This window comes from Comamonas odontotermitis (assembly GCF_040396735.1).
GTDB lineage: Bacteria > Pseudomonadota > Gammaproteobacteria > Burkholderiales > Burkholderiaceae_C > Comamonas > Comamonas odontotermitis_C.
The window spans coordinates 1-13366 of record NZ_JBEBNZ010000028.1; the positions used below are offsets into that span (position 1 = coordinate 1).

The 13366-nt window shown below is 57.0% G+C and carries 12 protein-coding genes, 2 tRNA genes and 2 pseudogenes; 10 read left to right on the top strand and 6 right to left on the bottom strand.

What is annotated here, in order from left to right; translation table 11 throughout:
• Nucleotides 1–1140: IPTL-CTERM sorting domain-containing protein (locus tag ACH2DG_RS17930; protein ID WP_395027777.1), on the top strand; the 1140-nt coding region annotated here is incomplete at its 5' end.
• A 276-nt stretch (nt 1141–1416) separates the two neighbouring features.
• Here ACH2DG_RS17930 and ACH2DG_RS17935 read toward each other — a convergent pair.
• Nucleotides 1417–1650 (bottom strand): hypothetical protein, encoded by a 234-nt coding sequence (locus ACH2DG_RS17935; protein ID WP_395027779.1) that lies wholly within the window; start codon nt 1648–1650, stop codon nt 1417–1419.
• Between the two features lie 176 nt (nt 1651–1826).
• On the opposite strand from ACH2DG_RS17935, the gene ACH2DG_RS17940 reads away from it, so the two are divergent.
• Nucleotides 1827–3209: a PLP-dependent aminotransferase family protein gene (locus ACH2DG_RS17940; RefSeq protein ID WP_395027829.1), complete on the top strand. Its 1383-nt coding sequence runs from the start codon at nt 1827–1829 to the stop codon at nt 3207–3209.
• 1181 nt (nt 3210–4390) lie between these two features.
• On the opposite strand, the gene infA is transcribed toward ACH2DG_RS17940, so the two are convergent.
• Nucleotides 4391–4657 carry a translation initiation factor IF-1 gene (gene infA, locus ACH2DG_RS17945; protein WP_395027781.1) on the bottom strand — a complete coding sequence of 89 codons (267 nt, stop codon included), beginning with the start codon at nt 4655–4657 and terminating at the stop codon, nt 4391–4393.
• A 28-nt stretch (nt 4658–4685) separates the two neighbouring features.
• The gene (locus tag ACH2DG_RS17950) at nt 4686–4910 is read right to left on the bottom strand and encodes a hypothetical protein (protein WP_395027782.1); all 225 of its coding nucleotides are present in this window, start codon (nt 4908–4910) and stop codon (nt 4686–4688) included.
• A 348-nt stretch (nt 4911–5258) separates the two neighbouring features.
• Between ACH2DG_RS17950 and ACH2DG_RS17955 the strand changes: the two genes are divergently transcribed.
• The 6 genes from ACH2DG_RS17955 to ACH2DG_RS17980 all read left to right on the top strand — a co-directional run bounded on the left by ACH2DG_RS17955 (nt 5259) and on the right by ACH2DG_RS17980 (nt 8543).
• Nucleotides 5259–5582, top strand: a complete 324-nt coding sequence (locus tag ACH2DG_RS17955; protein WP_395027783.1) for an ArsR/SmtB family transcription factor — start codon at nt 5259–5261, stop codon at nt 5580–5582.
• An 11-nt stretch (nt 5583–5593) separates the two neighbouring features.
• Nucleotides 5594–6094, top strand: a complete 501-nt coding sequence (locus ACH2DG_RS17960; protein ID WP_395027784.1) for an ArsI/CadI family heavy metal resistance metalloenzyme — start codon at nt 5594–5596, stop codon at nt 6092–6094.
• Nucleotides 6095–6100: 6 nt separating this feature from the next.
• A complete protein-coding gene (locus ACH2DG_RS17965) occupies nt 6101–6607 on the top strand; it encodes an arsenate reductase ArsC (RefSeq protein WP_395027785.1) in 507 nt (168 codons plus the stop codon).
• Between the two features lie 5 nt (nt 6608–6612).
• Entirely contained in the window at nt 6613–7677 is a 1065-nt protein-coding gene (gene arsB, locus ACH2DG_RS17970; RefSeq protein ID WP_395027787.1) for an ACR3 family arsenite efflux transporter, read from the top strand.
• A 540-nt stretch (nt 7678–8217) separates the two neighbouring features.
• Nucleotides 8218–8307, top strand: a tRNA-Ser gene (locus tag ACH2DG_RS17975).
• A gap of 159 nt (nt 8308–8466) precedes the next feature.
• Nucleotides 8467–8543 (top strand) — tRNA-Arg (locus tag ACH2DG_RS17980).
• Nucleotides 8544–8926: 383 nt separating this feature from the next.
• Here the strand turns inward: ACH2DG_RS17980 and ACH2DG_RS17985 are convergent.
• Both ACH2DG_RS17985 and ACH2DG_RS17990 read right to left on the bottom strand, forming a co-directional pair.
• The gene (locus ACH2DG_RS17985) at nt 8927–9427 is read right to left on the bottom strand and encodes an Ig domain-containing protein (protein WP_395027830.1); all 501 of its coding nucleotides are present in this window, start codon (nt 9425–9427) and stop codon (nt 8927–8929) included.
• 264 nt (nt 9428–9691) lie between these two features.
• Nucleotides 9692–11146 (bottom strand): annotated as a pseudogene (locus tag ACH2DG_RS17990) (putative Ig domain-containing protein); the annotation flags it as partial.
• Between the two features lie 435 nt (nt 11147–11581).
• Here ACH2DG_RS17990 and ACH2DG_RS17995 point away from each other — a divergent pair.
• Nucleotides 11582–12004: an SgcJ/EcaC family oxidoreductase gene (locus ACH2DG_RS17995; protein ID WP_395027789.1), complete on the top strand. Its 423-nt coding sequence runs from the start codon at nt 11582–11584 to the stop codon at nt 12002–12004.
• Between the two features lie 278 nt (nt 12005–12282).
• Here ACH2DG_RS17995 and ACH2DG_RS18000 read toward each other — a convergent pair whose 3' ends face one another.
• Nucleotides 12283–12825: a GNAT family N-acetyltransferase gene (locus ACH2DG_RS18000; protein WP_395027791.1), complete on the bottom strand. Its 543-nt coding sequence runs from the start codon at nt 12823–12825 to the stop codon at nt 12283–12285.
• Nucleotides 12826–13129: 304 nt separating this feature from the next.
• Here ACH2DG_RS18000 and ACH2DG_RS18005 point away from each other — a divergent pair.
• Nucleotides 13130–13336, top strand: a pseudogene (locus ACH2DG_RS18005) (hypothetical protein); the annotation flags it as partial.
• Nucleotides 13337–13366: the final 30 nt, after the last annotated feature.

A 13366-nucleotide genomic window follows, 5' to 3' on the forward strand; every position in this document is an offset into this window, starting at 1 on the left:
ATCAATGTGACCAATACACTGCAAGCCACTACGAGTACGCTGACTGTGGTGAAGAAAGTCAGCGGTGGGCCAGCGGCTGGCTTGCCAGCAGCGATGACCTTCACCGGCGTAATCACCTGCGGTGCGCAGGCGCCGCAGAACTGGTCCGTCACCGTGGCCGCAGGAGCTACCACCGGAACCGCCCCTGCACTGCGGTTCATCGATGGTGATACCTGCAGCATCACCGAAAATACGCCGCCCACTGCGCCGGCCGGGTATACATGGTCTGGTGCGCCAAGCATCAGTCCCAACCCGACCACGGCCATCGGTCCTTCGGCGGCGCTCACCATCAATGTGACCAACACACTGCAAGCCACTACGAGTACGCTGACTGTGGTGAAGAAAGTCAGCGGTGGGCCAGCGGCTGGCTTGCCAGCAGCAATGACCTTCACCGGCGTGATCACCTGCGGTGCGCAGGCGCCGCAGAACTGGTCCGTCACCGTGGCCGCAGGAGCTACCACCGGAACCGCCCCTGCACTGCGGTTCATCGATGGTGATACCTGCAGCATCACCGAAAATACGCCGCCCACTGCGCCGGCCGGGTATACATGGTCTGGTGCGCCAAGCATCAGTCCCAACCCGACCACGGCCATCGGTCCTTCGGCGGCGCTCACCATCAATGTGACCAATACACTGCAAGCCACTACGAGTACGCTGACTGTGGTGAAGACAGTCAGCGGCGGGCCAGCGGCTGGCTTGCCAGCAGCGATGACCTTCACCGGCGTAATCACCTGCGGTGCGCAGGCGCCGCAGAACTGGTCCGTCACCGTGGCCGCAGGAGCTACCACCGGAACCGCCCCTGCACTGCGGTTCATCGATGGTGATACCTGCAGCATCACCGAAAATACGCCGCCCACTGCGCCGGCCGGGTATACATGGTCTGGTGCGCCAAGCATCAGTCCCAACCCGACCACGGCCATCGGTCCTTCGGCGGCGCTCACCATCAATGTGACCAACACACTGGTACAGCAGGATACTGGGGGGAATCCAGGTGCGCCTGCACCCGTTCCAACATTGAATCAGTGGGCGTTGATACTGTTGTCCATTGTCCTGGTGGGATTCGCGGGAGCTGATTTCCGCCGAGCCCATAAGGCCCGCTAAGCTGGAATGGGTTGGCTCGCTGCGAACAGCCAAGGAGCTGTTTGCAGATTTGAGCTCGACTCTGGATGCGATTGGGCCAATGTTGCTGCGGGACCTGGGCCAGTTGTAATGAGCCGTCAGCCGTGCAAAGCTGGCGGCTTGCCGGTGGACAGCCCCACCGTAATGCCCGATGTTGATTGCCAATGGCGATCTCGGCCTTGTCTGCTGATGCAGTTCAACAGCCGTATCGGGGAATGGCGGGCCCGTCACTGGATATCGGGCAGCCATTCTGAGCCATCATGGGAAGCTCAAGTCCAAACCGAGCATCCTCATCAGGGTGAACGTGACGAGCCCCAGGCCGAGGAGTGATAACGCGAAGACTGCTACCACCATGCTGCCTGCGCGCAGCACGGCGCGCTTGTCCTTTCCTTTTGTACCTTGGTCGTAGTGCCACTTGATGGCAAAGAACATGCATGTGCCGAACATGAGGACCTTGAAGGTGACGAAGACTATAGGGATCCAATCGATCATTTTGAGTATTTCCGGCCTGTGATCTGACACTATCTATCGTGAAGAGCACTGCTTCCCAGGTGAAAGCGGTGAAACGCCAACGACCGCCATGCAAGGATGGGGCTGCCGCACGTTCTGAGGCATATTACTTAAAAGCAATTTCCATACATGGAGACAAATTGTCCCAGCCGAAAACCATGCGAGATGAAAATTTGCCAGTCTGGTTGCCGCGATTGACCGTGCACGGCGGGCCACGTTTTTTGCAGATTGCGGATGCGCTGCAGGCGGCGCTGGTAGAGGGAACGCTGAAGCCGGGTGACCGGCTGCCTCCGCAGCGCCAGTTGGCGGCACTTCTGGAAGTGGATTTGACGACGGTCACACGCGCATACGACGAAGCCAGGCGCCGCAACCTGTTGGAGGGCCGCGGCGCTCGGGGGACCTATGTCGCGGCGCCGAAAGTCGAATTGACCTCAATCGTCGACTTGAGCATGAATACTCCACCTCCGCCAGATGGCGTAGATTTCGACGACATGTTGAAGCAAGGGTTGTCGCAAGTATTGATGCGGGCAGATACTGACTTGCTGATGACTTACCACTTGGGCGGGGGAAGCGACTCCGACCGCAAGGCTGGAGCCAAATGGCTTGAACCAATGTTGGGGCCTCTGGATTTTGGGCAGCTTGTCGTCAGCCCGGGTGCGCAAGCGGCGATCGCTGCATTGATCCTTGCCCTGACAGAACCTGGCGATGCGATCCTGGCAGAAGCTGTGAGTTATCCGGGCTTGCGGGCCGCAGTGGCTCAATTCGGCCGGCGAATCATTGCAGTGGAGGCGGATGAGCGCGGGATGATTCCCGAAATGTTGGAGCAAGCGTGCCGCCTGCACAAGCCTGGGCTGATCTACCTCAATCCGACATTGCAGAACCCGACAGCCGTTACTATTCCTGAACACCGGCGCAGGGAAATCGCCAGCATCGCAAAGCGCTGCCAGGTGCGCATCGTCGAGGACGATCCCTACTGGCTCCTTGCCGATGTTCCGCCGCCGCCCATTGCCGCCTTTGCCCCGGAGCAGGTGTACTACATCTCGACCCTGTCGAAATGCCTGACGCCCGGCTTGCGTGTGGCCTTCGTGCTGATACCTGACCTGCTCGAGCGTGAACGCTTCCTGGTCGCACTGAGGTCATTTGCGCTGATGGACGCTCCTCTGATGGCCGCACTGGCCACTCAGTGGATTCTTGATGGTTCGGCTGACAGCTTGATGGAGGGCGTGCGCAAAGAAGCGCGCCTGCGCCACCGGATGGCGCGGGATATTCTGGCAGGTCGGTACGATGGTGCCGGAGACGGCCTGCATGTATGGCTGGAGTTGCCGGGCTATTGGAGCTCAGCTCAGCTTGCACGCGTGGCTGGCAGCGAAGGTATCGCAGTCACGCCGGCGGAGGCATTCGCAATGGGGAGCGGATCCGTGAATGCAATTCGGATCTCCTTGGGTTGCATCAAGGACCGGGGACGCTTGCAGGCGGGCCTTCAACGGCTGTCTCATCTGCTTGCACGGCGGCCCGAGTCGTTCGATGCTGCCATGGTTTGACGGCGATGTTGCATTGCTCCTGCGTGCCCGTGCGGAATGCTCGGTGCATGCGCAAATCGGACAGGCGCAGGCGGGGCACTGCCGCACCACGAACCCATACGTATACAGCACTGCATTGACGGCGATCTGGCATCGGTGCAGCGCAATCAGGTGGTTAAGACGCGGAGGCGATTAGGTTGTGCCAACTGGAACGGTTGGATCGGTTACCTCCGAAGATCACTGGTGCGGATCCTCTGCATTGCTTCCAACGATCGGGTGAGACACGGGCTTGGCCGAACGCAGCTTGGTGCGTGGTCTCAACCGAATATTCGCAATTTGCTGGATTGCGTCAGTGGCTCTTGGCTAACAGTTCATAACGGATCATGAGGCTCTCGATAGCGTCAAGATGCTCTTGCTCACCTTTCCTCGGTAAGCAAGCTCACTACCTTCATATTCAGGTCGCTCTTTCCAGGTTTGGCGAGTGGGGGGCGTTTCGTTGGAGTAAGAGATTCGCTCACTGTCCAATCGTGATTTCTGGGTAACGGTTCCGGGCAGTCCCGAAGACTTAGGTTTGAGATTGGGTCTCATTTTTTGCACTCCCCAATTTGGTATTTAGCGTATTTAGATTTCTGCTCATTGCCTCTTGTGGGTTAGCAAGCAATTTGCTGCAATCTGGGCTCAATTTCAAAAAACCTGACCAATATATCTGCAGGGGTCGGAAATGCCACTGAATTTTCCTGGCGGCAGGCGAAAAGGTGCGTCGATATGGGATGGAGATGAACTGGGCCGGTGCTGAACGATTTTGGCTGTCACCGAGAGATGGGCCCCTGGCCTTGCTCCTGATCCTGCTTCTCCTTGTCTGCGAGTCGCTTTTTGTCTTGCTCTTGGGAGAAAGGGGGCGCCGACATCTTGAGCATCATTTTGGTCTTGTCCCGAAAGGAAGCAGGAGGATAGGCTGAGAATTTGAACATGTAGACCTCCGGTCTATTGCGGCGAATCAGGATGGATTGCCTGCCCCCACGGTACTCTTTTTAATAGCCTTAAACCGGATTGCACAAAGACTTACGCTTTGGGCGATTGCTGGGGGCCCGGCGCGGCGTTTTTAGTTGGGCAAGGCCATCAAGCGACAACCTATCAGGGGTATGTCCGATGCACTTGGGAATATGCAAAAAAACGCCCTCCAAGGGAGGGCGCTTGCATGTTTACCGTTTACGGAAATTCTTCGACCCGGTGGCAGGGCCTGATCGAGGTGCCAGGTGCCGGAAGGTGATCCGCCCTTTGGTTAAATCATAGGGGGACATTTCAACGGTTACATTGTCTCCGGCAATGATCTTGATGCGGTGTTTTCTCATCTTGCCGCCCGTGTAGGCAACCAGCGAATGGCCGTTGTCAAGGTTCACTCGATACCTTGCATCAGGAAGGATTTCTTCGATCTTCCCCTGCATTTCAATTAGGTCTTCTTTGCTCAATGGATATCCTTAATGATGGCCTGGGGCCTTATTTCATGAGGGCAAGATGAATGCCTTCATGCCTGGCGTGGTCGACCGCCTCCTGAGCTGTCTCAAATAGCATGGAGAAGGTGTACACGGTGTCTTGAGCGAGTGAGCCTTGGCCGGATTTCAGTGATACGGCAGACTTGAATTTGCCATCGGCTTGCTTGCAAACTCCCGGCGAGACGAAATAGCGAGATATTTTTTTGGTGTCTTTGATAAATTTAAACATGGATGCGCGCTCCACATACATCTCAGTGGAGTTCTGTGCGCCAGAAATAAAAACAGAAATACGGAAAAGCCGAACCTAGGAATTTATTATGGCTTGTAGCTTGCCTAGGACAGTGCGCGAGGAGGGTGTGAGAAACCCAGCACCGAAGGGGATCGAATCAGGGGGCAAGCATGCCCGGATCCGGAATGCAGTCTATCACAGATGTCAAATTTATGCTTTTGGAGTGCCGTTGGTCAGCGGCAGACCAATACGACTGGGTGCTCGCACACCAACCACAGGGAGTCTTGAAAGGGCTTGCAATACTTCAAGCCTTGCTCAATAATTCAATAAAAGTTGAAATATTGAACCATGAAAGAAACTGCGGTCATCCGTTCTCTTGCAGCCCTGGCCCAGGAGGCCCGCTTGCGCACCTTTCGTGCGTTGGTCGTCGCGGGTCCTGAAGGCTTGACACCCAGCGTACTGGCTGAGCAACTGGGCATTGCCGCCAACACCTTGTCGTTCCATCTCAAGGAGTTGACCAATGCCGAGCTGATTTCCCAGGAGCGCCAGGGGCGCAATCTGGTGTATCGCGCCTCGTTCGAGGCCATGAATTCCCTGCTCGGCTACCTCACAGAAAACTGCTGCCAGGGCACTGTCTGCAGCCCAGCCTCTGCCGCTTCGTGCCATTGCTGACGGACAACACGATGAAGCGCTTTCACGTTCACATGCACGTCGATGATCTGCTCCAGAATATTGCTTTCTATTCCCGACTCTTTGGTGCCGGGCCTACCCGCGTGGAAAGCGACTATGGAAGGTGGATGCTGGAAGACCCACGCGTCAATTTCGCCATCTCCACCTGTGGCCATGCCGGGGCTGGGCTCGATCACCTGGGCTTCCAGGTCGATGATGCAGCCGAACGGGATGCACTCAAGGCCCGGGCAGAAGCGGCCGACATGGCAATGCTCGAGGAAGGCGTAACCACCTGCTGTTATGCCCGCAGTGAAAAGCACTGGATCACTGATCCACAAGGCGTGGCATGGGCGCACTTCCACTCGCTGGGTAACATCCCTTTGTTCAATGAATCGGCTGCCCCCGCAGCTCCTGCAGCGGCCGCCTGCTGTTCACCTGCAATTGCCACCCCAGCCGCAGCATCCAGTTGCTGCGGGCCTCGCGCCACGGCCCACACCGCCAAGACTTGCAGCTGAACCAACATGACAAATACCGTCACTCCCCTGAATGTGCTGTTCCTCTGCACCCACAATTCGGCGCGCAGCATCCTGGCCGAGGCTTTGCTCAATGACCTGGGGCAAGGTCGCTTCAAGGCCTATTCGGCGGGCAGCAGCCCTCGCGAGAACCAGCAGCCCAACCCCCTGGCCCTGGAAGTGCTGCGGCGCGCAGGTATTGCCGTGGAGGGCCTGCGCAGCAAGAGCTGGGATGAATTCACCGGACCCGATGCGCCTCAGATGGACTTGGTGATTACCGTGTGCGACAACGCCAAGGGCGAGATGTGTCCCGTATGGCCTGGCCATCCGGCCACGGCCCATTGGGGATACGCCGATCCATCCGAAGTCGATGCGCCGCCTGAGGTAAAGAGAGAGTCCTTCCGGCAAACCATGCTCCTGATGCGAAAGCGTCTGGGGTTATTGGTGAACCTACCCGCTGAAAAGCTCCACCAGGCTGCCTTGCAGAACACGGCACGCGAACTCTCCGCACAATGAACGCCATGAACCGAACCTGTGACGCTGCCTCCCTGCAAGCGGGCAGCTCTTCGATGGGCATCTTCGAACGCTACCTCACGCTCTGGGTGTTCCTGTGCATCGTTGCCGGCGTTGCCTTGGGTCATCTGTTTCCTGGCCTGTTCCGGGGCATCGGCGCCATGGAAGTGGCGCAGGTCAATTTGCCGGTGGGTCTGCTGATCTGGGTGATGATCATCCCCATGTTGGTCAAGGTGGATTTTGGCGCACTGGACGAGGTGCGCCACCACATGAAGGGCATCGGCGTCACCCTGTTCGTGAACTGGCTGGTCAAACCATTCTCCATGGCCGTGCTGGGCTGGGTATTCATTCGCCATGTGTTTGCGCCGTGGCTTCCTCCGGAGCAGATCGACAGTTACATCGCCGGGCTGATCCTGCTGGCTGCTGCCCCATGCACGGCCATGGTATTTGTCTGGAGCCGCCTCACCGGGGGCGATCCGCTTTTCACGCTGTCACAGGTAGCCCTTAACGACGCGATCATGATCGTCGCGTTCGCGCCTCTGGTGGGTTTGCTGTTGGGCCTGTCGGCCATCATGGTGCCCTGGGCAACACTGCTGGTATCGGTGCTGCTCTACATCGTGGTGCCTGTGGTGCTTGCGCAGTGGCTGCGTTGCAGGCTGTTGGTCAAAGGTCAGGCGGCCTTTGACCGTGCGCTGGCGGCCATCAGCCCCTGGTCGATGGTGGCGCTGCTGGCCACCCTGGTGCTGCTGTTCGCCTTCCAGGGCAATGCCATCCTGCAGCAGCCGCTGGTCATTGCGCTGCTGGCCGTGCCGATCCTGATTCAGGTGTTCTTCAATTCGGCCTTGGCCTACTGGCTCAATCGCGCGGTGGGCGAAAAGCACAGCATTGCCTGCCCATCGGCCTTGATCGGTGCATCCAATTTCTTTGAGCTTGCGGTGGCCGCAGCCATCAGCCTGTTCGGTTTGCAATCGGGTGCAGCTTTGGCCACCGTTGTAGGCGTGCTCATTGAAGTTCCGGTCATGCTGCTGGTCGTGCGCGTAGTGAATCAAACACGCGGCTGGTACGAAGCATAGGTAGTGCTGGGCTCATTCTCGGGGCTTTCCGTGCCAGCCATTGCGACGGAGCATGACGCTCGGCTTGAGGCGCCGGTCTACCCTTTCTGGGCTTCAGCGGTGTGACCCCGCAAGAGCTGGCACGGGTGCCGACGGGTATCAAACCCGCGGCGGTTTGGAATTGTGTGCCCAGGCAGGAGACAACGGTGCTGACCCATACCAATGCGCCGCTACGGTTTGTATTGGCAAGAGCGATGCGATGATTGATTGCGGTCTAGCGCTACGAAATTGTGCTCAGCCAACTCGCCTGCTGCCTCTTTATACGACTCCAGCGATCACCTTCATCCCAGTGGCGAAGGGTATGCAGCCATGGCCAGTGCAGTCGATTTGGCATCTTTGCGTTGAACCGGGCTAAGCTTTCTCTCTATCCATGACTGCAGCTCGCACAGCCATGGTCTCCAGGGCAGGGTGGTTGGACCATCAAGGACGCCATTTTTCAGAAATCTGCGTTTCTTCCTGAGAGGTGCAAATTGCCTGCTATAATTTCAGCTTCGGCGCTGCGGAGAGGTGGCAGAGTGGTCGAATGTACCTGACTCGAAATCAGGCGTACGTGCAAGCGTACCGAGGGTTCGAATCCCTCCCTCTCCGCCAAGTTCTGATTGAAATCAACGACTTGCAAAAGAATTTGATTTCTGTACCACTTAAAGTACCACAAAAAACAATCCTTGATTGTTGGATGTGGATAAGAGTGAAACAGTTTCAGATGTTGATAGTGAAGTCATCTGTTTGATAGATGATGGAGCAAGAATTGCGGCTGTAGCTCAGCTGGATAGAGTACTTGGCTACGAACCAAGGGGTCGTGGGTTCGATTCCTGCCAGCCGCACCAAACGTCAAGCCTCAGGGTAGAAATGCTCTGGGGCTTTTTCGTTTTGTCTTGCAAGAAAGCTCTTTGATGATGTTTTGTGAATTTCTTCATATAAATGTCGACTATGCAGCGGTTGCTGGCGATCGCTGCCACAAGCTGAACTCACAGTCCGGGCAGCATTGCAGTCATTGAGTAACCGAGACCGAAGCGGCAGGAATGACTGATGTGGAAGGTACTGCCGACATCGTCACTTTCGGTGCTCAGTTCACTCCGTTTCGGCCGGTCTAATGACGGCTCCTCAAGACTTCGAGCTCACGCAAACGACCCAAAGCGGAAGTTCGCGTTTTGGCAAAGCAGTCATTCGCCAACTCGCGCCGTAAGCAAACAAGCCGCCCGAAGGTGGCCTAGTGATGTTTTGGTGTGCTATCCGTTAAGCCTGCAGACCTTCTTCTCCAACGCAGACCCAGTGCACCCAGCGCTGCAGCCATGAGATTCAGAAGCACCACAGCCCAAGCGCCCAGTGACGGCACCGGAGTTGCTGTGGGAGTTGCAACTGCCGCAGCCACCGTGCCAGAGAACACTTGGCTGACCGCATTTGCAGCCTTAGTGGTCATGAGCATTTGCTGGGATGTTCCGCCGCTGTCTGTCACAGTCACCGAGCTGGTGTAGGCGCCTGCTGTGGTGGGCGTTCCCGTGAGCAAGCCAGATGCAGACAGACTCAAGCCCGCAGGCAATGGTTGGGTCGCATCAGCCGCAGACCAGGTGTAGCTACCGCTTCCACCAGCGGCACTCAACTGCACGCCCGACAGGTCATGCCCCACTTGTAAATTGCCGAAACCTGCCGTCGAGATGGACAAGCCCGAAACACAACTCACAGCCACGTCGCTCACGTTGCTGGCTCCCATGGTTCCACTACCTTGGGTTACGGTGCAGGTCTGGTCTGCAGGCTGGGTCAGCACGGTCACTGCATAGCCACTCCCATTCGCAACTGGTGCAGAGAAAGCAAACGAACCGCTAGCCGACACAGACAGGTTGTCCCCGCCATTATTTTGCAAGACCACCGATTTGCCAGCTGCCAGGCCAGACACATTGCCGCCCACGCTATGGACGCTTGGGGCAATGACAAGGCTATAGGCAGTGGGAGGGCTGCTGTAGGGGCCGGTGCCTGTCGAGGCATCAGTTACAGTCACCTCAATTGGGAACGTGCCATAAGCGGTAGGCGTGCCAGATAGCACGCCGGCAGGTGACAGCGTTATGCCATTGGGCAAAGCCCCGTTAGTCACAGCAAAACTATACGGTGCAGTACCCCCTAAGGTCGTGAGCGTTTGCGAATAGCTAGCACCTTCTGTACCCGCAGGTAGTGCAGCGGGGCTCGGCGCTGCAATAGTCGCCGGGTCAACTACTAAGGCGTATTGATAACTACCCTTGAATGGGCCCGGTGATGCAGCAGAGTCAGTTGCAGTGACTGTAAAGTTAAAGCTGCCGCCAGCCGTTGGTGTGCCAGAGAGCTCACCAGCAGAAGATAGTGTCAGCCCTGTAGGTAGGCTGCCCGAAGTGATGGCATAGGCAATGTTGCCAGTTCCTCCGGTGGCTGTAATAGTCTGGGCATAGGCGAAGCCTACGGAGCCGCTATTCAAGGACGAAAAAGCCCAAGACGTGAAATTCAGCCAGATGGAGCCATTTTGGCCTGCAGTACTCCAGCCGCCTCCAGCCCCCGGTCCCGAACTGACCGTAACGAATGCGATGCCAGGCCCATAGCTGCTTCCCGAGCCGCCGCCGGTAGTGGAAAAAGCAGATGGGCTACCTTCACTACCAGCCCCACCTCCACCACCGTAACCACCGCCACCACCACCACCACCAGGCCCAAAATTACTACTGGCGGCGCCGCCACCACCGAAGGCACCCACACTAGAGATGGATATACCATTGAATCCTGTGCCCCCATTCCCCGGGCCTTGAATACTTACGCCGCCACCACCTCCACCTCCTGTCGCAATGCCTGTAGCATTTCCTCCCTGAGCAGCAGCGAGACTGCGTCCACCTGTTCCCCCATTCCCCCCCGAGCCTCCCGTACCCATGCCACCAAGTCCACCGGTGCCATCGTTGTAACCCCCGATTCCGCCTAACGGTCCACTAGAGCCGCCCCCTGCACCTGCGCCTGCGCCTGCAGAGCCGCCTGCCCAGCCACCGCCACCGCCGCCGGATACAACCAAAATGGTGCTGGTAGTACGGTTGATAATGCTGCTGCTTCCACCACCACCGTTTGAATGCCCCCCAGCTCCTGTACTGAGCAGAAGCGCATCATTAGGAGACACTGTGATGTAGCCTGTGCCCGCGGCTGCATGACTGGCCCAAGCAAAGTTATCTGTCTTGCCGTTACCACCACCACCACCACCAATCACGGTGACGGCCATCGACGTAACCCCTTGCGGCACGGTACAGTCCACCGACTGGCCGGTATAGGCATAAGCAACTCCGCTCACACAATCTACGGCTTGGGCTCCTTGACTACCAAGTAGAGCAAGCGCCAAAGCGCTGAGTGTGGGGGAAAGCCTCAAATGCCTATTTGCACGTCCCTCAGACGCCGAATGCAGGCACCGGGCAACTAATTTGTTCAATTTCATCAATAGCCCTCTTGCATCAGCGATGAAGAAGTGGCCCGATGAAGTAAAGAAACGCAGGCCACCGTTGCAGTGACCTAATTACACGCAGAAACATTTGTACTATGCAATAGTACAAATGTACTAAGGATGTTTATACAGTGGTTTGGCTAGAAAGGTCTGCTTTGAGGAAGGGGGGAATGGCTGGTTGTGGCCGATAGTGACTGTACCAGTTCGATCCTAAGGAGACATTCTCTTATCAACCGCAAAGCGGTCTGACACGCATCGAATCCAAGGTGTCAAGCAAGAAACCATTCAGTCCGTAGCTAACGGATTAAGCCTCCCTGTCAATCAGCCACGATGGCAAAGGCGTTCATTGCGAGATCGAGTAACTTCGGCCTCAGATCGATCCCTTACACTCGCAGTCTTGCGCCAATACACGGGGCAATACGGAGTCCCATGATCAGTATGAAGACACCTGAAGACGTGGTCGCTGCGTTTCAAGCAGCCTGGAATGATCACGACATGGACGCTTTCGGCCGCTTGTTTTGTCAAGATGCCACGTTTGTCAATCGCTTTGGCCACTATGTCCGAGGCATTGAACAGATAGTGGCGCTTCATGCCCCCATCCATGAGACGATCTATCGCGATTCGACGTTGCGGAACGAGCTAATAGATATTGCCTGCGTTGCGGAGGGCGTTGCTGTTATACATTTCTGGAGCCGTCTAACTGCAGGCGCAAGCCATCCGGTCGGGCCACACGTAATAGATACGGTGATCCAAGCAGTGCTCACAAGACAGGATGCGGCATGGCGCATACAAGCGCTGGAGAATACAACTCTTACCAACCCTCGGACGGGTGAGATGGTCCTGCGCGACTAAAAGACGGGGCCCTTATCTGTTTTCCAGCACCAAAGGTCATCTGAACCATATAGGTCAAGCCTTGAAGGTCTGTTCTCGACAGAGAGATGTGGCAACTTCTGGCCGACTGACAACGGCCCGTACCCGTTGGCGGCCTGTCCTCAACCGGACTCTCAAGGTGCAGCCCCGAAAGTCAGCTTTGCGGTGTTGCGCCCACTGGTAGCTAGGCCCGGCTTCGGCCAGGAGCGGTCCCAGGAGAGCTGCCTTCAGACAGATGCCTCCCTGTGCCGGGCCTGTGACTAGAGGATCTTTTTCATCGACGGTGCAGGATGAAGCACGAAATCTCGACGCTCATAGAACGCGACGGCTTCTGGTCTCGCGTCGAGAAATACGGCACTCATTTCGCGCGCGCACGCGTCCGCTTCGGCAAACTCCATCAGGGCATGCCCTGCACCGCTTCCCCGTGCCTCCGCCGCGACCACCAAATCATCGACATGCAGATACGCCCCGCGTGCCAAGGTGTGGACTGGTCGCATTCCCAAGACGCCGATAAGTTCGCTGCCCCTGAAGGCTCCGACCAATTCATACCCGGAATGGGATTGTCTGAGGGTTCGTCGGAGAAACTCGGCTTCGTCAAGCTGGCGCAATTCCGAGATAACAGGGAAGGCCTGAGGCCATTCAGTTGAGGAAAGCGTCGAATGACGATAGCGGCGCTGGCGCTCGTATTCATGGATCAGTCGAGTTTGAATAGAGACGTAATTCTTACATACACATAGTTGAATATTTTCTCTCCTGTCAGATGTTCGGCTTTGAGTGACGTCAGGTGGCCCATGAGTCGACATAAACCTGTTGCTGCGCGCGGAAGCAGTTGACTTATGCAGCCCAACCCGTCTGGCGCGAAATGCAAGCCTTTCTTCCCCAGAAGTTCCATATCGAACCGGGTCATGAGCCCGTGGAGGAATGGTGGCAGTGGCGAGGTCATCACGTCCACCTTGACACTTACCGAAACCCTCACGCGAGCGTCAAAGTGATTCTGTTCCATGGGGTAGGAACCAACGGACGCCAGATGTCCATGGTGCTTGGCGCGCCTCTGGCGAAACGTGGATACTCTGCAGTGCCTGTGGCCAGCGCTTGCGACACTCCTTTGGCAAACACCGCTGGGTTGTCGAGCGCATCCACGCGTGGCTTGCTGGATTCGGAAAGCTGCGGATCCGATTCGAAAGGAGGCTCAACATTCATCAAACCTTGCTCACGTTGAGCCGCTGCAATCATCTATCCGTTCTCGGTTCATGGATCGGTCGTTTTAGCCAGTCTTACCAACGCGGCCGAACTCCACGGCCTCTGCGCCAGTGAACTCTGCCCCTGTGATCACTACCGATGTAC

Excerpts from the sequence above, each read along its gene's own strand:
- ACH2DG_RS17995 (WP_395027789.1), top strand. The coding sequence starts at position 11,582 with ATGATCAGTATGAAGACACCTGAAGACGTGGTCGCTGCGTTTCAAGCA.
- ACH2DG_RS17935 (WP_395027779.1), bottom strand. The coding sequence starts at position 1,650 with ATGATCGATTGGATCCCTATAGTCTTCGTCACCTTCAAGGTCCTCATG.
- arsB (WP_395027787.1), top strand. The coding sequence starts at position 6,613 with ATGAACCGAACCTGTGACGCTGCCTCCCTGCAAGCGGGCAGCTCTTCG.
- ACH2DG_RS17985 (WP_395027830.1), bottom strand. The coding sequence starts at position 9,427 with ATGGGAGCCAGCAACGTGAGCGACGTGGCTGTGAGTTGTGTTTCGGGC.
- ACH2DG_RS18000 (WP_395027791.1), bottom strand. The coding sequence starts at position 12,825 with ATGTCGACTCATGGGCCACCTGACGTCACTCAAAGCCGAACATCTGAC.
- ACH2DG_RS17955 (WP_395027783.1), top strand. The coding sequence starts at position 5,259 with ATGAAAGAAACTGCGGTCATCCGTTCTCTTGCAGCCCTGGCCCAGGAG.
- ACH2DG_RS17940 (WP_395027829.1), top strand. The coding sequence starts at position 1,827 with ATGCGAGATGAAAATTTGCCAGTCTGGTTGCCGCGATTGACCGTGCAC.
- ACH2DG_RS17965 (WP_395027785.1), top strand. The coding sequence starts at position 6,101 with ATGACAAATACCGTCACTCCCCTGAATGTGCTGTTCCTCTGCACCCAC.
- ACH2DG_RS17950 (WP_395027782.1), bottom strand. The coding sequence starts at position 4,910 with ATGTTTAAATTTATCAAAGACACCAAAAAAATATCTCGCTATTTCGTC.
- ACH2DG_RS17960 (WP_395027784.1), top strand. The coding sequence starts at position 5,594 with ATGAAGCGCTTTCACGTTCACATGCACGTCGATGATCTGCTCCAGAAT.